This is a genomic window from Chitinophaga sp. Hz27 (assembly GCF_042263525.1).
GTDB lineage: Bacteria > Bacteroidota > Bacteroidia > Chitinophagales > Chitinophagaceae > Chitinophaga.
Window position 1 is genome coordinate 409,473 of record NZ_JBHKFJ010000004.1, and the last position, 21,652, is coordinate 431,124.

Sequence of the window (21,652 nt, forward strand, 5' to 3'; positions counted from 1 at the left end):
CTGTATTCTGTACCGTAGCATTATTCTTAAATACAACTTATAATTCATGCGTGCAAGGAGGAATGTGCTGGCATATCTGGGCGAGAAAGAGTGGTTCATACTACTGTTATGGTTTGGATTGGCATTTGTAGGCGCCGCAACTGAATTATCAAGAGGGAATATGAATAATTTCCTCATCTTCCGTCAGGTATTCTTTCACCTGATACATCAACAACCCCTTTATATAGAGTATCCTTCCGAATATTTTGATGTCAACCTGTATGGTCCTGTATTCAGTATCATGATAGCTCCTTTTGCCGTATTACCGGTAAAAATCGGGGCGATGTTATGGTCGCTGGCAGGAGCAGGAGCGATATTTTATGCCATCAGGCAGTTACCATTGACGAAGCTGCAACAGAACATTGTGTTGCTGTTATGTAGTCAGGAGTTACTCGGTGCTTCCGGATGGTTCCAGTTGAACCAGTTTATACTGGCATTCATCATACTTACCTTTACCGCAACCATAAAAGGGAAAGATCTGCTGGCGGCATTTTTCATCGTAGCAGGAACCCTAACTAAATTTTATGGTATCGTTGGCCTTAGTTTTTTCTTTTTCAGCCATAATCCTAAACGTTTCATTGCAGGGCTTTTCCTTTGGTCAGGAGTTTTATTGGCATTACCAATGCTAATATCATCTCCACAGTATATCCTACATTCTTACCAGGACTGGTTATTTGCGTTAATACAGAAAAATGCCAAGAACCAGCACTCGCTGGTAAGTTTCCAGGATATATCTGCAGGCGGCTTTATTAAGCGGCTGTTCAAGCTTCCAGAGCTAGATGACCTGGCAGTACTGGTACCAGGTGCATTACTATTTGCATCTCAATACCTTAGATTAAAATATAGAAAGAATAGCAATTACCAATTATATATTCTTTGCTCTGTTTTATTTTTTCCTGTGTTGTTTAGTAGCAGTTCTGAGTCACCTACGTACATCATTGCAATCCCTGCAATCTGTATCTGGTACGTGATTCAGAACTCTTCAAAATGGAACAACATATTTATTTTCTTCGCTATACTGCTCGTAAGTTTCTCACACTCAGATGTATTAACGCCATGGTTCAGGAAAAACATAGCAGTACCATATGCTATCAAAGCCTTACCATGCCTGGTTTTATATCTTGTCATCGTATATCAGATTCTCTCAAAACAATTTCTCCACCTACGCAACGCTAGTATGCCAGTCGTTGCCGATAAGCCACAGGAGCTAATGCATGCATAAAATTTAGCAAATTTTTATTATTATCCCGACGTATCTTGCCATTCTAAAGAGTGTGTTTATATTATGTTAACGGGATTCAAGATTGGTCGCGCATTAGCGCTTTCGGCGTTAGTCTGCGGCAGCATACAGGCTGGCGCACAAGTTAAGCCAACTACTGCCATGACATTTAAGGAGAGTACTAACCTTGCCGCTGTAGATCCATATATTGGCTCCGGTGGACATGGCCACGTATTCGTTGGTGCAAGCGTTCCATTTGGTGCGGTTCAAGTTGGGCCTACTAACATTGTTAAAGGGTGGGACTGGTGCTCTGGTTACCATTATTCTGACAGTGTTGTTATAGGATTTTCTCAGATGCACCTTAGTGGTACCGGCATCGGCGACCTCGGTGATGTACTGATGATGCCTTATACCGGCGCTATCAGAACTAACAGAGGCACCCAGGAAAATCCAACCTCCGGCTACGGCTCTCACTACTCTCACAGCAGAGAAAAAGTTCGTCCAGGATACTACTATGTTCATCTGGACGATTACAATACAGACGTGGAACTTACGGCTACAGACCGCGTTGCGCTTCATCGTTATACCTTCCCTAAAGATCAGCAGGCAAACATTATTGTGGACCTGAAAGAAGGCATAGGCTGGGATGCACCAGTAGAAACCTATTTTCATAAAGTAGATGATCATACGCTGGTAGGATATCGTTACTCTAAAGGATGGGCCGTTGATCAACGTTTATGGTTCACCATCAAGAGTAATGTTGCTTTGAAAGAAGTAACGCTGTTTGATGGCGACAAACAAGTAAGTGGAACAGAAGTGAAAGCAGTGGCCACCAAAGCGGTGATCAGCTTCGCACAGTCACCAGGACAGGTAATGCTGAAAGTAGGTATTTCTCCAGTAAGCAGTGAGCATGCTACCGCTAACATCAATGCAGAGATGCCAGGATGGGACTTTGCAAAAGTGGTAAATGATGCCAATGCTAAATGGGAAAAAGAACTGAACAAAATCGACATTCAAACGAATGACGAAGCTGCTCGTCGTACTTTCTATACAGCGATGTATCACACCATGATTGCGCCGATTCTCTTTAACGATCATGATGGCAGCTACCGTGGTACCGATAAGAAAGCTTATCCAAACCCAGGCTTCAACAACTATACTGTTTTCTCATTGTGGGATATCTACCGTTCATGGGGTCCGCTGACAACCATTCTTCATCCTGATAAAGTGAGCGATTTCGTAAACTCTATGGTTACCATCTACAAACAGCAAGGCAAACTGCCTATCTGGCCGCTTGTAGGTAGCGAAACTAATTGCATGGTAGGTTATCATGCAGTGCCTATTATCGTTGATGCATATCTGAAAGGCTTCAAAGGGTTCAATGCCAATGAGGCTTTTGAAGCAATGAAAGCTTCTTCTACCCGCGACGATCTGGGCGTTAAATATGTAAAAGAAAGAGGTTATATCCCTGCAGATAAAGAATACGAATCAGTATCCAAAGCACTGGAATACGCTATCGACGACTGGTGCATTGCTGCCATGGCTAAAAAGCTAGGTAAGACAGCTGATTACGAATACTACAAAAAACGTGCAGGCTACTATAAAAACTATTTCGACAGCTCTATTAAGTTTGTACGTCCACGTATGAGCGATGGTAGCTGGAAAACGCCTTACGATCCGTTTAACTCTATCCACGAGAAAGGCGATTTCACGGAGGGTAACGGCTGGCAATACACCTGGCTGGTGCCTCAGGATGTAGAAGGCCTGATCAAACTGATGGGCGGTGACGCAGCCTTTACAACCAAGCTGGATAGCCTGTTTACAGCTAAAGGCGATATGGGTAAAGAGGCATCCAGCGATATCTCTGGTTTGATCGGTATGTATGCACATGGTAATGAACCTAGTCATCACGTCACCTATATGTATGCTTTTGCTGGTAACCAGTGGAAAACTGCTGAAAAAGTTAGACAGGTGATGAGAGACTTCTATTTTGATAAGCCTGAAGGCCTTGCTGGTAATGAAGATTGCGGCGCGATGTCTTCCTGGTATGTGTTCTCTTCCTTAGGCTTCTATCCTGAAAATCCTGCCAACGGCATTTATGTAATCGGTAGCCCATTGTTCAACAAAGCCACTGTAGCAGTGAATGACGGTAAGAAATTCACAGTGCAGGCTATCAACAACAGTGCTGATAACATCTACGTACAAAGCATTAAGCTTAACGGTAAGCCATATACGAAAAGTTACATTACACACAACGATGTGGAAAAAGGTGGCGTAATGGAAATTACCATGGGTAATAAACCTAATCTGAATTTCGGCAAAGCCGCTGCAGATAGACCTTTTAATAAGTTGTAATAAAAAGTGTTTCTACTTATTAGTGCATTCAAATAAATAATTAATAAAAAAGCCTTCTCTAGTGAGAAGGCTTTTTTATGTTAAAAGATCACTGTCCCAGCTATGTAGAGACAGCCATCTTTTCTATTTTGACTCACTCAAAACTTTCAGGACTTCCGGCGTTACTTCTCCGAAGATGGAAACACCTGCTGCACCGTTACTGATCGCCAGTCTTACGGCTTCGCGGAAGTCATCATAATTTTTATTGAAATCAGGCATATACAAACCTGCATATAGCGGAAATGCACCGTGCAAACCTTTCACACCTTCAGCTACTGCATCTCCGATCCAAATCACTTTTTCACGATAGAAACCATGATAGATCATAGGGCAAACAGCTGTCAGTGGCCAGTTTGTCCAGTCCTGACGTACAATGCGCTTCGCAATTTCCGGAGTAGGGAATACTGCTGCACTAATCGCTTTCTTATGGCTTTTTGCTACCTGTGCTAAATTCGTCACCACGTTTGTGATGCGGTCGTAGCGGAACTTACGCCAGGAAGGGCTTTGATCAGGATGTTGAATATCCTTAGGATCTACGCCATATTTCTCTTTATAACTACTACAGCAAGTATCGCAGTAGCAAAAATCATATTCAGGTAGCTCTTTCGACTGATCAATACCATAATGATCCCAGAGGTTCACTGGAAGAATTACGTCACAGAAGCGAACATAATCTAGATGAATACCATCTACATAATCTTTTGAAAGAATTTGTTCTACCTGTGATTTCAGGTAGTTTACTACTTCAGGTTTGCTTGGACATAGCCATCTGTAATAATCTACATAGGGTGGATGATCAGCGCAGGACTCACCTTTTCTATTTTTCGCATACCATTCCGGATGAGCGGCCAGCAAGTCTTTTTCGCCACGGTTCATAGTCCACATCCAGCGGTGAGCCTTGATACCATTGGCTTTGGCAGCTTTGAAATGTTGTTCGCTATCTGCCTCAAACATTATATCCAGGATACCAGCTTTTTTATAGCTGGCATATTTCTTTACAAGGTCTTCATACTTTTCTTTGTGGTCAGGATTGATCCATACACGATGTGATACAGCTGCTGCTTTACCAGCAACCGACGCCACCTTTTCAGCGGCGCTAACAGGCAGCAGTGGGTTTGCCATCGCAAGGCCACCAATACCAATGGTTTTAATAAAATTACGTTTATTCATAGCCGTTATTATTTCTCCAACCAAATTTTGCCATCCTGATTAATATGTAAGATGGCGGGTGCGATTTTCTTCCCTTTTAATGTCCATTCAAAGCTGCTACCATTGCCGGAAAGCGTAATATTATATACCTGATCATTATTTATCTTAACAGTATCTGATATATTTAGTTCTGTCAGGGCAGATGCAAACTTTCCGTGACTGGCGCGATATTCCCGTTGTTTATTATATAACTTCCAGGCTTCTTTACGCACCTCTGTATCTGATGGATATACGAAAGTTTTATTGCCTTTACCAGCAGTCCTTGCAGCAAATTGCAGGTATCCCCAACGTTCAGGAGCATGCATATCTATCATCTCCTGTGCCGACCAAACCCAGTTGTGTTCTGGCTTTTGTTGCTTCACATATTTACCGTTGATAATATCTGTATCCCATTCTACACGAGAAAAATTAATTCTCCAGGTGTCATTATCCGCAGGAACAGCGCTTTTATCTGTCAGCTGTAAAGCACTAAATGGAATAGCCATTTCAACAGTCCATGAGGAATCCTCATCATTTGGATTATTGATAGTGCCGTTAATTTTCACTGCGGTTTTTACACCTTTGGTATTCCAGCCCAGATCAAAGCTACCGCCGTTGCGGTAAGGCTTCTGCATGAACAGGTCCATTAAAGTATTGAAGGCATTAATTTCCAGCTCGAAATACTGATGAGTATCACCATTCGGGTCAATAAATACTTCGAAATCATTATCATGATATATTACAGCATCCCGCTGTAACAGAGTAGCCCATATATGAGGCTCTTGCAACCAGGCACCAATGTACAAATAGTTTTTATCCCACAACATTTTAATACGTGTACGGTAACGAGGAGTGGGTTTTGCGGTTCCTTCTATATCTACAAAGTCTTTTGACCAAGGAACATTTTCCCAGGAAATCTCATTCAGATTACCATCTATAGTAATATTCCCTGCAGTTTTATAGCAGACATAATTTTCCGGAACAACGGTATAATTCTGGAAATTCCTGGATGCAACCTGTCCATATACAGGAACGATGAAACTAACCCCCATAGCGAGAGTTACTAGCAAGCAAAGGCGTTTTAGCATATCCTATTTCTATTTACAACAACAACAAACTGAGGACTTAAAGTTAATCTTATTAAATTATGAATTCCGGAAAAGCATTTATTCCTACATTTATACGATCCAAAACAACCGTTCAGATCATGTATAAACAAATTTTACTGACAGGACTATTATTTACAACTATGGCAGCATCAGCCCAGGAAAAGATGACGCCGGAGCTTTTATGGAAGCTCGGCAGAGTAAGTGGAGAAGCCGTGACAGCCGATGGCAAGAATGTTATTTATGGCGTATCACAGATAAATCTTGCAGAAAATAAAGGGGAGAAAAATCTTTTCTCTATCCCATTAGCGGGTGGCGAGCCTAAACAGCTTACCAGCAGCGCTGGGGCAGAAGGTGATGTAGCCTTACTGCCAGGCAATAAGATCGGGTATTCACTGAAAGGTCAGTGGTGGGAAATGAATGCTGATGGTAGCAATCCTATTCAGAAAACCAATGTAGATGGTGGTATGCAAAATATCCGCATCTCTCCTGATGGTAAACATATCTTGTTTTCTAATGAAGTAAAAGTTAAGAAGATTTCTGGCAAAGATTATTTCCCGGACCTTCCTAAATCTAATGTACAGATCTACGATAATCTGAACTATCGCCATTGGGATACCTGGGAAGATGGCAACTTCTCTCATGTGTTCTATGCTACTTATGAAGATGGTAAAGTAGGTACTCCTGTAGATATCATGGCAGGAGAGCCGCATGATTGTCCGCAGATGCCTTCTGGGGGCCCGGAAGATATGATCTGGAGCCAGGATGGTAAAAGTATCCTGTACGTGTGCAAAAAGAAATTCGGTAAAGATTATGCACTCAGCACCAACACAGATGTATATGAGTATGACCTGAGCAATGGTACTACCCGCAACCTGACCGAAGGCATGATGGGTTATGATGTTGCGCCAGTTGTAAGCAACGACGGCAAATATTTACTGTGGTTAAGTATGGCGCATGATGGTTATGAGGCAGATAAAAACGATGTTATCATCCTTAACCGCGCTACAGGCGTAAAAACAAATCTTACCAAAGGCTGGGATGGCACCGCCTCCGGCGCTAGATTCAGCAACGACGGTAAAAAAATATTTTTCCTCGCCGTTATAAAAGGTACCGAACAACTGCTGGAAATCAACCTGCAGAAAGATATCGCACAGACGAATGAAAAACATATCCGTCAGGTTACCAGCGGCGAATTCGATATCAACGACATGATCAGTCAGACAGGTAACACCATGGTGGTTACCCGTACAGACATGAACCATGCTGCTGAAGTATTTACAGTAGACCTGGTGAAAGGTACCGTACAGCCGTTGACGACAGTAAACAAAGCTACCTACGATAAAATAGGCATGAGCAAAATTGAAAAGCGTTGGGTTAAAACCACTGATGGTAAGGAAATGCTTACCTGGGTGATCTTCCCTCCGGATTTTGATCCTGCTAAGAAATATCCTACGCTGCTGTATTGCCAGGGAGGCCCTCAATCAGCATTATCACAGTTCTACTCTTATCGTTGGAACTTCCAGCTGATGGCTGCACAGGGTTATATCGTAGTAGCACCTAACCGTAGAGGTATGCCAGGCCATGGCGTAGAATGGAATGCTGCTATCAGTAAAGACTGGGGCGGACAACCCATCCGCGACTACCTGAGCGCGATCGATGATGTTAGTAAAGAAAGCTATGTAGATAAATCCCGTCTGGGAGCTGTAGGTGCCAGCTATGGCGGTTACTCTGTATACATGCTGGCAGGCGTACACGAAAACAGGTTCAAAACCTTTATTGCACATGATGGCCTGTTCGACATTAAAAGCTGGTATGGCACTACTGAAGAACTCTGGTTTGCTAACTGGGATATCGGCGCATACTGGGATCCAGCCAATGCCAATACTTACAAAAACTTCAACCCTAGCGAACATGCAAACAAATGGAATACCCCTATTATGATTATTCAGGGAGGCATCGATTTCCGTGTTCCTATCGAGCAGGGCTTACAAGCCTTCCAGCTGGCGCAGCTGAAAGGTATCAAGAGCAAACTGCTGTATTTCCCTGAAGAAAATCACTGGGTATTAAAACCACAGAATGCTATCGCATGGCAACGTGAGTTCTTCAACTGGTTGAAAGAAACATTATAATCCTCTGTAATTCATTAACACCAAAATAGTCTCCATGGCAGCCTTATTGCTCGACATCCGTGATGGTGCAGCCACCATTACTTTAAACAGACCAGAAGTATACAACGCTTTTGATGACGCCCAGAGTTATGAACTCCAGGATGCATTAAAGCAGGTAGAACGAGATCCTTCCGTACGTGTAGTGGTTTTAACGGGGGCTGGTAAGGCCTTCAGCAGTGGTCAGGATCTTAAAGCATCCATGGAGGCTGGCAAACGAAATCTCAGTGATTCGTTGCATAAGCGTTATAACCCTATCATCAGGGCTATACGAAATATGCCTAAGCCGGTTATCTGCAAATTGAATGGGGTAGCGGCTGGAGCAGGATGCTCCCTGGCGCTGGCCTGTGATATGATCATTGCCAGCGAAACCGCCAGCATGATAGAGATCTTTGTGAATATTGCGCTGGTATTGGATTCAGGATCTTCCTATTTCTTGCCACGTACGGTGGGCTACCACCGGGCCTTTGAACTAGCCACTAAGGCCAGCAAAGTGAGTGCTGAAGAAGCGCTTAAGATGGGACTGATCAATAAAGTAGTGCCAGCTTCAGAACTGGACGACGCCGTGGCGGCAGAAGTGAAATACTACGCTAATGCACCTACGAAAGCTATCGCCCTAATGAAGAAGATGCTGACCAAAGGCATGACCGAAGACCTGGATGCAGTCCTCGAATATGAGGCCTACTGCCAGGAGATCGCAGGAAATTCAGCTGATAATAGAGAAGGAGTACAGGCATTCCTGGAAAAGAGGCAGCCTGTATTTGCTGGTAAATAACTAGTCATCTAGCTAAAAGAAAAAACGCGCCCCGCCTAAGCGGGACGCGTTTTTTTATATTCGTCAATTGGTATTAAAGACCACTCAGGGCGATACCGATCTGGTAACCTCGGATATCGTATTTATCAGAATTTTTCAGCAGCGGCGTCAGTGAGTAGTTCATGAACACTGCAAAGTTGCCATAACCTACGCGAGCAGTAGCTGCAAAACGCCAAGGGTTGAAATATTCTTTGTTTCTTTCCTTGTCGGTAGTTTTACCACCATTAGGACCAGTGAATTTCGCTTTCGTATGTGCGTCTACCAGTGCGCCGATTTTCAGACCCAAAGAAGCTTTGAAACCTTTGTTAGCGTTATCTGGAACAGAACGATATCTTAATTCAATAGGAATTTCCACGTAAGTAGTAGCTACTTTATACCTTTTGTTGGCCGTTGTATAAGGAAAAGTTACATCAGATGTATTAACGCGACCAGCAACGTCCATGCTGTGATCTTTCAGCATAACTCCGTCGGTGCTGATACCCAGACCTGGAGCAATACTGAACTTAGAGCCTTTCAGCGGCATATCGTACATGAAAGCTATATTAAAAGCCCTGTTGAAGCCAGACTTCACGCTATCCGGAGAATTTGACCATCCACTGTAACCAAATTGGATCATCAGGAAGTCCCTGGAATGGGTAACGGAATTCATTGCTTTATTCATCGGCGAACCACCGTCCTGTGCAAAAACTCCCAGCGAAATGGCTATCAAACCAAGGGTAAAAATTATTTTTTTCATAAAATCTTAATACTTAAGAAAAAGAATATTAGGCAAATTTAATGGAATGATTGTAAAACAATTGGTTAAAATATTGCAAAAACATCCACCTGATGAATCATTTCCGCGGTGGAAGTTACACAAAAACTCATATTGATATTCATATTCTTTTTTAAGTAGTGAACCCCAAAATGAACAAAATGAACAGCAATTTGGGCTAAATAATCATTAATTTGATATAAAATCTTCGATTTGGTCCTAATCTCCTGTCAACGCTGGTAATTTATAGTTATACAATTTTTAAGAGTTTGTGAACATACGACGACATGAAAAAAATTGTTAATAGCGTGATCTGGCTGTTTGTTACCATAGGCATGATACTCTGTGTTCTGTTGTATTATTCGTGGCATATCCGGCAACGTGTTCATTTAACCGCCACCCTGGCCCGTAACAATGGCTCAGATCCTGAACTTATCGCAGCCCTCCAAAAAAATGAAATCTATACAGAATATAGCTTATGGTTTATACTATTTGCGGTATGCCTCGCCATCGTATTCCTATGCATTGAAGGCCGCTATATTGCGCTTCACTTTGGCCGCCTGAGAGACAGAAGCAACAGAATGTACAAAAGCGCCCAATCGTATAAAAGACTCGCCCAGCAAGCCGGCCCTATCATGTATACTTCTTCCCCCGAAGGATTTTTCACCTTTGTCAGTGATCGTGTCGCTGAGATTACCGGATATGCCGTCGAAGAAGTTGCCGGCCAGCACTATTCCATGTTCCTGGATACCCGCACCTTCAACCGCCTGAAAAACTATTATGTAGAAGAAATGCGCGGCCACCAGGACTATTCTTCCATTCAGTTTGAAATCATCACCAAATCCGGCGAGCGTAAGTGGGTTGAACAACTGGTGTCTGTTATCAGAGATGATATAGGCCATGTGATTGAATTTCAGTGTGTCGTAAAAGAACTATATCCTAACGGGGGCCGTGACTACACTGTTGATTATATCCGCGAAAGATTGGAAGCCGTTATCGATTTTACGCCTTCGATAATGTTCATAAAAGATATGTCAGGGAGATATCTTTTGGTCAACAAAAGATTTTCAGAAGTACTGCAAACCCCCAGGGAAAGCATTATCGGACAAATTGATGAAGACCTGGACTACCCTTGGGTAGAGCGTTACGCCGCCATGGACAGTCACGTGATTTCTACAGGCGAATCCATTAACCAGGATGATGCCATCGAATTTGACGGTCAGCTGCTGCATTTTCTCATGACCAAATTTCCATTGCGTAATAGTTATGGGGAGATGATCGGCATTTGTGGTATCGGCCATGATATTACCGACAAAAAGAATAGCTACCGCGAAATGGCCAGGGCCAAACACCTGGCCGAAGAGGCCCGCCGAGCACAAGAAATCTTCCTCGCCAATATGAGCCACGAAATTCGTACGCCCATGAACGGTATCCTCGGTATGACCAACCTTCTGCTTCAGGATACCCGACTACAAAGTACCCAGCTCGAATTCGTCAACGCCATCCAGACCTCCGCCGCTAATCTCCTGGTTATCATCAACGAAATTCTTGACTTCTCAAAAATCAAAGCCGGAAAACTCAACCTCGAAGAAAAACCTTTCCATCTCCGGGAAGAAGTAGAAAAGGCCTTATATACACTGAAACACCAGGCCCATGAGAAAAAACTGGATTTCATTACGGTACTGGATGAACATCTCCCTAAAGTAATTATTGGAGATAAAGTCCGGCTGATACAGGTATTGGTCAATCTCGTTGAAAATGCTATCAAGTTTACCAGCCAGGGTAGCGTGAATGTTCATCTATACCCAATAGCGTTAGGAAAAGATAAAGTTCGTTTAGCCATTGATGTTGCAGATACTGGTATTGGCATCGCGCCGGAAAAACAACACTTTGTATTTGAAAGCTTTACACAGTCGCACGGCGAGGACAATAGGACCTTTGGCGGCACTGGCCTTGGCCTGGCAATCTGCAGGGAGCTGGCGGAAATGCAAAAAGGAAGCATCAGTCTGGAAAGCAAGCCAGATGAAGGTTCCCGCTTTCATGTGGAAATTCCATTTAACTACGACAACTCCCTTTCCGAGGAATTGGAGAAAACACCTGTCTTCCCGCGTCACAGCAAGCCACTGCTGGGCAAATCCATATTAGTAGTGGAGGATAATCTTATCAATCAGAAAGTAGCCTATCATTCACTCAACAATGCCGGGGCAAGAGTCCACATGGTCGACAACGGCCGTAGCGCCGTGGAATTGGTACTGCTACAGTCTTACGACTGCATTCTAATGGATATACAAATGCCCGGCATGGACGGACACGAAGCCACCAGGCTGATGAGAAAAAATGGTACTACCAACGTTATCATCGCGATGACCGCTTCCGCGCTAAAAGGGGAGAAAGAAAGATGCCTCGAATCAGGCATGAATGACTATATTTCCAAGCCTTTCGAACCCGATGAACTCTATACCAGGATACTGAAAGCCACCGGTTCCTGGGTTCCACAGGAAAATACACAAACACCCGTAAAAAATATGCAGGCTTATAATATCGACTTTCAATACCTGCGGTCTAAAATAGGATTAGAAGATCATGAAATAAATGATTTGCTCGTGGATATGCAGGCCGACTTCCCACAGAAACTGGAAGTCTTGCAACAAGCAGTCCAATCACAAGATTGGCAAAATGCCTTTATCACCGCACATCAGCTAAAGAGCTGCTTCTCCCTGTTACAGCACACGGAGGCTGTCAAACTTTCCCTGAGCATTGAAATGGACACACAAAGCAGAGAGAATCTGTCGTCCGTACCTCATCGTGTAGGCAAGCTCGTTAGTATGTACCAGGACATCCTGCCGGCGCTGCAAACGGCCACCACTTAAGCGGCAGGTAATGTAAAATAGAAAGTACTCCCTTTGCCTTCTTCGCTGGCTACACCGATCTTTCCACCCTGGGCCTCGATAAATTCCTTTGAAATAGCGAGTCCCAGCCCATTTCCTTTGTCACCGCTACCGCCAGGCACCTGGAAGAAGCGTTCAAAGATCCTGCTGGTAAATTCTGTCGGAATACCTTTCCCTTTGTCTTGCACAGAAAACAATATCATATTTCCTTCTGTTGGCATTACCTGTAATTCTACAGATGATTTCGTAGGAGAATAGCGGATGGCATTGGTCAATAAATTCACTAGCACCCAGGCGGATTTTTCTACGTCTGCAAGCACTTTAGGCAATGTATCCGGAATGTTGGCCGAAATAGTAATTTCTCGTTGTGCGGCTTGTTTCTGTACCGTATCCATGGCGTATTGCACTATGTTCTGCGCCTGTACCGACTGTGGCTGTAGCTGTATATTTCCGCTTTCTACCTGCGATAAATCAAGCAGTTCACTCACAATTTTGATCATGCGTCTGTTGTCTTGCTTGAGACTATCCACCAATTCCTTTTGTTCGCCAGAGAGATGACCTACGCGATCATCTTCCAATAACTTCAGACTAAAATCAGAAGAGGCCAACGGTGTTTTTAATTCATGTGAAATAGTAGCAATGAAATGTGTTTTTGCCAAATCATGCTCTTTGAAAGAAGTAATATTTTTCAATATAACGACATAGCCTATACGTTCATTTTCATGTTTTATATCAGCTACTTCTCTGGTAAAAAAGGATTCCTTACCGTCTACTACAATTTTTATCGGGGTATTTTCCTGGTTATTTACAAGATATCTGAGCAGGTCATTGTATTTGCCCGCTTCTTCAGCAGATTGCCCGATAACGTCTTTTTCCTGCATACTTAGCAACTGTAAGGCTTCTGCGTTGGCAAAGAGAATAGTATTTTTCACATCAAAGCCAATGGTAGCATCTTTCAAACTGCTGATAACTGCTTCTGCACGTTGTTTCTCAAACATAATCCTGGCTATATTGCTATGCTCATAGTCATCGAGGCGCTGTGCCATGGTATTGAAGGCATTTGCCAATTCTCCGAATTCATCATTGGAAGAGAAGTGTAAACGTTTGCTGTATTGCTTATTGGCAATGCTTTTAATACCTTCTGTGAGCTCATGGATTGGATTGGCGATATATCCCGGGAAGTTGTACACAAAGGTAAGGCCCACTAAAAAACATACGCCACTGATAATGGCGATGTACCAAAGCGCTCTATCGGCGGCCACTTTCACCTTTTCGTTTTTACCTACTATGGCGCTCATGTTGAGGTCCATGATGGTGTAGATATTCTCCTTAATACCAGAAACATCAGCAGGGGAGTAGGTCGAATCATTTTGAATATGCGCAAACAAAGCAGCCACCTTGGCGGTGGCATCTTTTTCACCACGTTCCGTTACGTTGGCTTGTTGTTTATGGAGGTTATTTGAAAAGTCCTGTATGCTAAGCGCTTTATTTACTGGTAACTTTTCCAGCGCCACCAGCATGTTTTTGGCGTACTCCAGTGATTCGTAGTTATCCTTGAGGATGATCTTAGCTTTTTCGTTTAGGCGGTTCAGGTAGTAATATCCCAGCACACTTACTACCAGCAGCATGATGTATAAAAACAATACCCCAAGGGTTATCTTCGTTTTGAGTCTTACTTTACTCATGACAGTATGATGAGGTCTATATCATTATTAGAAAGTGTTTTCAGCAGCTGATTGAACAGGTTTGTCCGTAAGATAATACGAAACAGGCTAAGATGCGGCTTGCCTATACAAACAGTGGTAACCTGCTTTTCCAATGCAACGTTAATGATTGTTGTGGCAATATCAGCACTATGTTCCTGAATTACTTCGGCGCCAAGTTCTGTAGCGAGTTTCAGATTATTGATGAGATGTCTTTGTGATGCTAATTGAATCTTATCGGCACTTTCACTTGGGGTTTGTACATATATCACATACCAGTCCGCATGATAATAAGCCGCCAGCCTCGACGTTTTACGGATTACTTTTCTGGCAGTTGCGTCGTTGGTAGAAATACAGGCCAGGAATGTTTCGTGCCTCATCTGCTGACTTCTCGGCACTTCAATTTCTACTTTTCTTTCTACCTGGTTGGTAACTTCTTTCAGGGCTAATTCGCGCAGCTGGAGGATCTTCTCTGCCTGGAAGAAATTACGTAGGGCAGTTTCTACCTTTGATTTATCGTATATCTTACCTTCTTTGAGACGGGTAATGAGTTCATCAGCGGTGAGGTCTATATTTACGACCTCATTAGCCATCTGTAATACGCTATCGGGTATACGTTCCTGTACTTCTATGCCGGTGATGGCTTTTACTTCCAGGTTAATGCTTTCAATATGCTGGATATTTACCGCCGAAATAACGTTTATGCCAGCATTCAGTATTTCTATTACATCCTGCCATCTCTTTTCATTCTTACATCCCGGGATATTGGTATGTGCCAGCTCATCTATCACTACCCAATCAGGGGCCAGTAACAGGATGGTATTCAGATCCATTTCTTCCAGCAGCTTTCCTTTATAGAAAACATGCTTACGAGGAATGATAGGTAATCCATCAAGCAGGGCGTGCGTTTCCGCACGCCCATGAGTTTCTATATAGCCTATCTGGATATTGACATTATTACGTAGCATCGCATGCGCTTCCTGCAGCATGCGATAGGTTTTACCCACGCCGGCACTCATACCGATGTAGATTTTGAACTTGCCCCTTTCTGTTTGTCGGGCAAGATTCAGGAAATGAGCTACGGAACTTTCTTTTTCTGTCATGATAACATTTTAAAACCAGACTGCCAGTGATGCAGTGATGGCGCTGTTGGTATTTGTGGGATTATCGACTTTATAAAATGTTTTATCCTTGCCATTGAACCATCTTCCTTCCAATCTGAAAACTACATTATCAACAGGAGAGAAATCAGCATTCAGTGAATATCCGAAAGTCTGGAAGCCATTAGACGTATTGGTAGCGATGATTACACCATCTTTATCATTGTAGTATTCTACACGTCCGGCCATTGCAAATTTGGGTGTAAAGGCATACCGTGCTATCATGATCGGGCTATACCAGGCGGAGTAGTCCGAAGCGCCTTTTTCTTTTTGTTGTAAACCATAGTCTATACCTGCAATCAGACTGAGTTTATCCGTGATAGTGACATTTCCGTAAAGGTCGTTAAAGTATCTCATTTTACGGGTGCTATCTGGAAAATCATTTCCGACATAAGTGCTCCAGTTGAGCTGTAATTTATCGGATGGTTTAAAGGTAATCTGTGTACCGAAAGCAGGCGATTGGTTACCATCTACTTTACGGATACGTTGCCATCCGTTGAGGTACATGGCTGCAAATGACCAGCGTTCATTTGGCGACCAGGTGATTTTTGCACCAGCTTCGTAGTAAGGTGTATTTTCTGCCATGATACTGCGTGTAAGCGTATAGCAATCTTTCCCGATAGCACTTTCAAAGCCAATGTGCGAAGGCATAATACCAGCATCTACCCAAACATTAGGGGCGATACGTATACCAACATTCGCTTCATAAACATATCTTAATGCTTCTGGTTCAGCAGCGAGGTTATATTGAGGATAGGTACCCGCCATGAGCCCAACATTAGCCCTGACACGGCTACTGCTGTAATTGGCTTTTACCATAGCCAGGTTGATGTTTAGTTCGTTATGCCTGTTGAAGTTATACAGAAATCCGGGAGCGACATGGTTGGATGGTTTAGCAGTATTATAACTGTAATAAGCTTCCGCATATCCGGAGAAGGTGATTTTTCCTTTTTCATTTTCTGTAGTTTTTATAGAGTCCTGGGCATAGCTTGTCAATGCCGCGGATAACAGCCCCGCGGCCAGTAATACTTGTTTCATTTTGAGTCTTTTAGAAAATCAGGTTAAATGGAGGCTGTATAATTCCCCCCGTCACTGACGAGGGGAGTGTACAGCATGGTTTTCCTTATGATAGGATTATTTCATTTCGTCTAACGCAACGTTCAGTTTGAGCACATTCACTGTTGCCGGGCCGAACATACCCAATACTGGAGATTTGATATTTGCCGCAACCAGCTGATTCAGTTTATCAGCAGATATATTGCGGACTTTAGCGATACGCGCTACCTGAATGTAGGCGCCAGCTGGTGAAAGCTGAGGGTCCAGTCCACTCGCAGAAGCAGTAACTAGTTCCGCAGGGATTTCAGATTTCTTTACATCCGGATTATGTGCCAGGAAAGTATCGATACGTGCCTGTACAATTTTCAGATAATCAGCATTATCAGCCGACTTATTAGAACCACCGGAGCCGGCAGCATTATAATCCACTGCAGAAGGGCGACTCCAGAAGTATTTATCCTCCGTGAATTTCTGTCCTATCTGTTCATAACCTACTACTTTTCCATTATGCATTACCGTTACTCCGTCGCCTTTTCCAGGAGCAAGTTTAGCAATACCTGCCAGCAGCAGGGGATAGAGTCCGCCCAGCAAAACAACCAGTATGAGCGTGAGTTTTATCGATGGCAAAAGATATCTTTTCATGACTTTTCTTTTAAACATTAATCACCTACATAAACATGGCAATCAGCATGTCAATGATTTTTATTCCGATGAAAGGTGCGATGATACCACCTACACCATAAATCAACAGGTTCCTTCTCAGCAAAGCACTAGCGCCTATTGGCTTGTAGGCAACGCCTCGCAATGCCAGCGGTATCAGCACAGGGATGATGATCGCATTGAAGATGACCGCGCTGAGAATGGCTGTTTCAGGACTATGCAGCTTCATGATATTGATACCTTGCAAAGCTGGTATGGAGGCCACGAAGAGCGCAGGAACGATCGCAAAGTATTTGGCTACGTCGTTGGCGATGGAGAAAGTGGTAAGGGTACCACGTGTCATCAGTAACTGTTTACCAATTTCAACGATTTCAATCAGCTTGGTAGGGTCGTTATCCAGGTCCACCATATTACCCGCCTCTTTCGCTGCCTGGGTACCGCTGTTCATAGCCACCCCTACATCAGCTTGCGCAAGTGCCGGCGCATCATTGGTACCGTCGCCCATCATGGCTACCAGTCGGCCTTCTTGTTGTTCCTTACGGATATAGGTCATTTTATCTTCTGGCTTAGCCTCTGCGATAAAATCATCTACACCAGCTTTTGTAGCAATATATTTGGCCGTAAGTGGGTTATCACCGGTAACCATTACTGTTTTCACACCCATTTTACGAAGACGCTCGAAACGCTCGCTGATACCGGGTTTGATGATATCCTGCAATTCTATCACACCTTGCACTTTACCATTCAGGGATACTACAAGTGGCGTACCTCCATCGTTGGAAATAGCTTCCACGCGGGATTTGGTTTCATCAGGAAATGCGTTGCCGGCTCTCTCTGTCAGCTTTTTGATCGCATCATAAGCACCTTTGCGGATTTTGTTTCCATCAGCCAGATCTATACCACTACTGCGGGTTTCGGCGGTGAACTTCACCAGCACACCACCAGAAGTATTCAATTTACTTACGATGTCTTTTCCGGCCAGTTCCACGATGGACTTACCTTCCGGCGTTTCATCAGATAAGGAACTGATCGCGCAAAGCTGTATAAAACTGTTGCTGTCAATGCCATTAGCAGGGTAGAAGTTAGTAGCCTTACGGTTACCGATCGTGATAGTACCTGTTTTATCCAGGAGCAGCACATCGATATCCCCAGCGGTTTCTACGGCTTTACCAGATTTGGTAATTACGTTTGCACGTAATGCACGGTCCATACCAGCAATACCAATGGCAGAGAGCAATCCGCCGATAGTTGTAGGGATCAGACATACAAACAGGGAGATAAAAGCGGCAATAGTAATCGGTGTTTGTGCGTAGTCTGCAAAGGGTTTCAGCGTTACACAAACAATGATGAACACCAGTGTGAAGCTTGCCAACAGAATCGTAAGTGCTATCTCATTCGGTGTTTTCTGCCGACTAGCTCCTTCCACCAGTGCAATCATTTTATCCAGGAAAGATTCTCCCGGTTCAGTGCTCACACGTACCTTAATATGATCTGACAATACCTTGGTACCGCCCACCACACTGGATTTATCCCCACCAGCTTCGCGGATAACAGGAGCGCTTTCGCCAGTAATAGCAGATTCGTCTATACTTGCCAACCCTTCTACTATTTCACCATCTGCAGGAATAATATCACCCGGATCACATACGAAGATGTCGCCTTTTCTTAGTTGAGAAGAAGAAACGATTTTTATTTCGTTGGTGAAGATCTCTCCAATAACTTCTATTTTTTTAGCAGGCGTTTCTTCTCTTGTTTTACGCAAGCTCTCTGCCTGTGCTTTACCTCTCGCTTCTGCAATGGCTTCGGCGAAGTTGGCAAACAATACAGTAAGAAACAGTATAACGAAAACGGCTATATTATAAGTGGCAGAACCCTGATCAGTGTTATGTGTAAATAAGGCGTATAAAGCAACGATCAACATAACAGCTGTTCCAATTTCCACGGTAAACATCACCGGGTTTTTGATCATCAGCTTAGGATTCAGTTTCACGAAGGACTGCTTCAGGCTTTCCATCACCAGTTCCCTGGGAAACAGTTTATTATCTTTATTCATTTTCTACTTAATTATTTATAAACAGAGAAAAACTCAGCAATAGGACCCAGTGCCAGTGCAGGGAAATACGATAAGGCAGTGAGGATAACGATTACTGCGAAAGTCATTGCACCAAAAGTCAGGGAGTCTGTTCTTAAAGTACCTGCAGATTCAGGCACATATTTCTTAGCACCCATAATACCGGCGATAGCTACTGGTCCAATGATAGGCAGGAAGCGACCTAAGATCAATACGAAGCCTGTACTTATGTTCCAGAATACATTTCCATCACCAAGTCCTTCGAAGCCAGAACCATTATTGGCATTGGCAGAAGTATACTCGTATAACATTTCAGAGAACCCATGATAGCCAGTATTATTTAGCCATGCACCAGGCTTCACCGCCCAATTTGCTTCCGGATGATGTACCAGGATATAGGAGGAGAGGGCTGTACCGGCTAATATCAGGAACGGAGATAATAACGTAATCAATGCTGCTATCTTCACTTCCCGTGCTTCCAGCTTATGACCCATAAATTCAGGTGTACGGCCTACCATCAATCCTGAAATAAACACCGCAATGATCACATAGATATAGTAGTTGAGAATACCTACACCACATCCACCATACAAGCAGTTAAGCATCATACCCAGGAGCTGCATCAGGCCAGAAACAGGCATCATACTATCATGGAAACCGCAGATAGATCCGGTGGAGATGATCGTGGTAACAGTACTCCAATATGCTGTACCAGCAGGGCCGAAGCGCACTTCCTTACCTTCCATGGAGCCTGTAGGCTGTAGTATACCCATGTGCGAGAGTACAGGATTACCTCCCATCTCCGCTTGCATAGTAGGAATCAATAACATGATCATGCCTATGGTCATAATTCCGAACATAACGTTCGCAAATTTTCTACGTTGTATAAACATACCCAGCGCAAAAACCATAGCGATAGGAATCACTACCTGTGCAAACATTTCGGTCATAAACCCTACATAATTAGGGTTTTCGAAAGGATGTGCAGAGTTAGCCCCAAACCATCCACCACCGTTGGTTCCCAGGTGTTTGATCGCAATAAAACCAACAGCAGGGCCGCGAGAAACGTTTACAGTATCACCTTGCATTGTAACCACGGAATCCTTACCGGCAAAGCTGGCAGGAGAACCACTGAAAATAAGTATAACGGCAATGACTATACTAATTGGCAATAAAATACGGGTGATTGTTTTCAGGAATATTTCCCAGAAGTTGCCCAGCTTAGTAACTGTTTTCTCTTTAAATGCTTTGAATACGACGATTAATGCGGCAATACCGGTAGCAGCACTTACAAATTGAAGGAATGCTAGTACAAATAACTGTGTAAAATATGTGACCCCTGTTTCTCCGGAGTAGTGTTGCAGGTTACAGTTAACGACGAAGCTGATAGCGGTATTAAAGGCAAGATCTGCGGACTGTCCAGGGTTTCCGTCAGGATTGAGCGGTAACTTATCCTGGAACATCAGCGCAAAGAATGCATATACGAACCAAACCAGGTTGATCGTCAGCAGTGCTTTCATGTGTTGTTTCCAGTCCATTTCCTCTTTAGGATCGATACCGGAAAGCTTATAAAAGAGGCGCTCTATTGGCGACATAAAATCGGACCAAACCCTATCACCTCTGAATACTTTTACAATATATCTCGCAAGTGGCCAGGCTAGTAGCAGTGTTAGTCCATAGGTGGCGATAACGCCCAGAATTTCTGTATTCATTTTATAGTTAGTTAAATAGCCGTCTTAGAATTTTTCTGGTTTCAGTAATACATAAACCATGTATAGGAATACCAATATGGATAAGACAAAAAGTAAAGTCATAGCTGTTAGATTTTTTCGAAGTAGTCAACAGATTTGAAGAAGAGCCAGAAGCAGGCCAGGCCTGCAATCAGCAACAGAATGGTAAGCATCATATATTTCTCTTTTTTAGTTTAATATCAGATGGCAGAAGTGCGCAGATGATGTCTGTGTATACGTAACAACGTTACCGGAAGTAATTCTTTCATATTGGTATGTTGCTGTCTGGTATGCAGTAACGGAGATAACGTATAGACATACACGCCTTCTATCGCGTTTTTCACTACCATACTGCCGTTATGATACAGTACTGCTGCCATGGTGAAGCAGCGTCTTACTTCGTCGAGGCGGCCCAGCTGAATCATTTTCTTTGTGTAGTCAGCAAAGCTGTGAATCACCTTACTCACTTTATCTCTTCCTGAAAAAAGCTGCATGGCTGACGACATCCCGGTAATCTGGTTACCTATTAGCTGGGAGACCTTTGAATCTGGTAACATGGTAATATTGTTTTTTGTTCATAGGGTAATGCCAGCGGAATGCCATCTTGATTAAAATCTCATTAAAAAGAAATATCTAATTGATTATCAACCTGTTATTATGTAGAGGATTATTTTTTGAGAAATGACCAATGCAGCTAACCAT

The 21,652-nt window shown here is 43.4% G+C and carries 16 protein-coding genes; 5 read left to right on the plus strand and 11 right to left on the minus strand.

Going from position 1 to position 21,652, the window contains the following annotated elements:
- Positions 1–46 precede the first annotated feature (46 nt).
- Positions 47–1,261 carry a glycosyltransferase family 87 protein gene (locus tag ACE38W_RS11200; protein ID WP_375830891.1) on the plus strand — a complete coding sequence of 405 codons (1,215 nt, stop codon included), beginning with the start codon at positions 47–49 and terminating at the stop codon, positions 1,259–1,261.
- 63 nt (positions 1,262–1,324) lie between these two features.
- A complete protein-coding gene (locus ACE38W_RS11205) occupies positions 1,325–3,613 on the plus strand; it encodes a GH92 family glycosyl hydrolase (protein WP_375830892.1) in 2,289 nt (762 codons plus the stop codon).
- Positions 3,614–3,736: 123 nt separating this feature from the next.
- On the opposite strand, the gene ACE38W_RS11210 is transcribed toward ACE38W_RS11205, so the two are convergent.
- Together ACE38W_RS11210 and ACE38W_RS11215 are read right to left on the minus strand one after the other, a co-directional pair.
- Complete coding sequence (locus ACE38W_RS11210) at positions 3,737–4,822, minus strand: family 10 glycosylhydrolase (RefSeq protein WP_375830894.1); 1,086 nt, start codon at positions 4,820–4,822, stop codon at positions 3,737–3,739.
- Positions 4,823–4,830: 8 nt separating this feature from the next.
- A complete protein-coding gene (locus tag ACE38W_RS11215) occupies positions 4,831–5,910 on the minus strand; it encodes a carbohydrate-binding family 9-like protein (protein ID WP_375830895.1) in 1,080 nt (359 codons plus the stop codon).
- Positions 5,911–6,047: 137 nt separating this feature from the next.
- Between ACE38W_RS11215 and ACE38W_RS11220 the strand changes: the two genes are divergently transcribed.
- Both ACE38W_RS11220 and ACE38W_RS11225 read left to right on the plus strand, forming a co-directional pair.
- Positions 6,048–8,078 carry a prolyl oligopeptidase family serine peptidase gene (locus ACE38W_RS11220; protein WP_375830897.1) on the plus strand — a complete coding sequence of 677 codons (2,031 nt, stop codon included), beginning with the start codon at positions 6,048–6,050 and terminating at the stop codon, positions 8,076–8,078.
- Positions 8,079–8,112: 34 nt separating this feature from the next.
- Positions 8,113–8,889 carry an enoyl-CoA hydratase-related protein gene (locus tag ACE38W_RS11225; RefSeq protein ID WP_375830898.1) on the plus strand — a complete coding sequence of 259 codons (777 nt, stop codon included), beginning with the start codon at positions 8,113–8,115 and terminating at the stop codon, positions 8,887–8,889.
- Between the two features lie 73 nt (positions 8,890–8,962).
- On the opposite strand, the gene ACE38W_RS11230 is transcribed toward ACE38W_RS11225, so the two are convergent.
- Positions 8,963–9,664 (minus strand): porin family protein, encoded by a 702-nt coding sequence (locus tag ACE38W_RS11230; RefSeq protein ID WP_375830900.1) that lies wholly within the window; start codon positions 9,662–9,664, stop codon positions 8,963–8,965.
- Positions 9,665–9,969: 305 nt separating this feature from the next.
- Between ACE38W_RS11230 and ACE38W_RS11235 the strand changes: the two genes are divergently transcribed.
- Positions 9,970–12,552 carry an ATP-binding protein gene (locus tag ACE38W_RS11235; protein ID WP_375830902.1) on the plus strand — a complete coding sequence of 861 codons (2,583 nt, stop codon included), beginning with the start codon at positions 9,970–9,972 and terminating at the stop codon, positions 12,550–12,552.
- Here the strand turns inward: ACE38W_RS11235 and ACE38W_RS11240 are convergent.
- From ACE38W_RS11240 to ACE38W_RS11275, 8 genes are all read right to left on the minus strand, one after another.
- Complete coding sequence (locus ACE38W_RS11240) at positions 12,549–14,255, minus strand: ATP-binding protein (protein WP_375830903.1); 1,707 nt, start codon at positions 14,253–14,255, stop codon at positions 12,549–12,551. The two genes, ACE38W_RS11235 and ACE38W_RS11240, sit on opposite strands and share 4 nt — an antisense overlap.
- Entirely contained in the window at positions 14,252–15,376 is a 1,125-nt protein-coding gene (locus ACE38W_RS11245; protein WP_375830905.1) for a sensor protein KdpD, read from the minus strand. Before ACE38W_RS11245 ends, ACE38W_RS11240 begins: the two co-directional genes overlap by 4 nt.
- Before the next feature lie 9 nt (positions 15,377–15,385).
- Positions 15,386–16,471 (minus strand): porin, encoded by a 1,086-nt coding sequence (locus tag ACE38W_RS11250; protein WP_375830907.1) that lies wholly within the window; start codon positions 16,469–16,471, stop codon positions 15,386–15,388.
- 96 nt (positions 16,472–16,567) lie between these two features.
- Positions 16,568–17,131 carry a K(+)-transporting ATPase subunit C gene (locus ACE38W_RS11255; RefSeq protein WP_375830909.1) on the minus strand — a complete coding sequence of 188 codons (564 nt, stop codon included), beginning with the start codon at positions 17,129–17,131 and terminating at the stop codon, positions 16,568–16,570.
- Between the two features lie 25 nt (positions 17,132–17,156).
- Complete coding sequence (kdpB, locus tag ACE38W_RS11260) at positions 17,157–19,202, minus strand: potassium-transporting ATPase subunit KdpB (protein WP_375830911.1); 2,046 nt, start codon at positions 19,200–19,202, stop codon at positions 17,157–17,159.
- A gap of 11 nt (positions 19,203–19,213) precedes the next feature.
- The gene (gene kdpA / locus ACE38W_RS11265) at positions 19,214–20,932 is read right to left on the minus strand and encodes a potassium-transporting ATPase subunit KdpA (RefSeq protein ID WP_375830913.1); all 1,719 of its coding nucleotides are present in this window, start codon (positions 20,930–20,932) and stop codon (positions 19,214–19,216) included.
- Between the two features lie 24 nt (positions 20,933–20,956).
- Positions 20,957–21,034: a potassium-transporting ATPase subunit F gene (locus tag ACE38W_RS11270; RefSeq protein WP_375831181.1), complete on the minus strand. Its 78-nt coding sequence runs from the start codon at positions 21,032–21,034 to the stop codon at positions 20,957–20,959.
- A 116-nt stretch (positions 21,035–21,150) separates the two neighbouring features.
- Positions 21,151–21,507 carry a hypothetical protein gene (locus ACE38W_RS11275; RefSeq protein ID WP_375830915.1) on the minus strand — a complete coding sequence of 119 codons (357 nt, stop codon included), beginning with the start codon at positions 21,505–21,507 and terminating at the stop codon, positions 21,151–21,153.
- Positions 21,508–21,652: the final 145 nt, after the last annotated feature.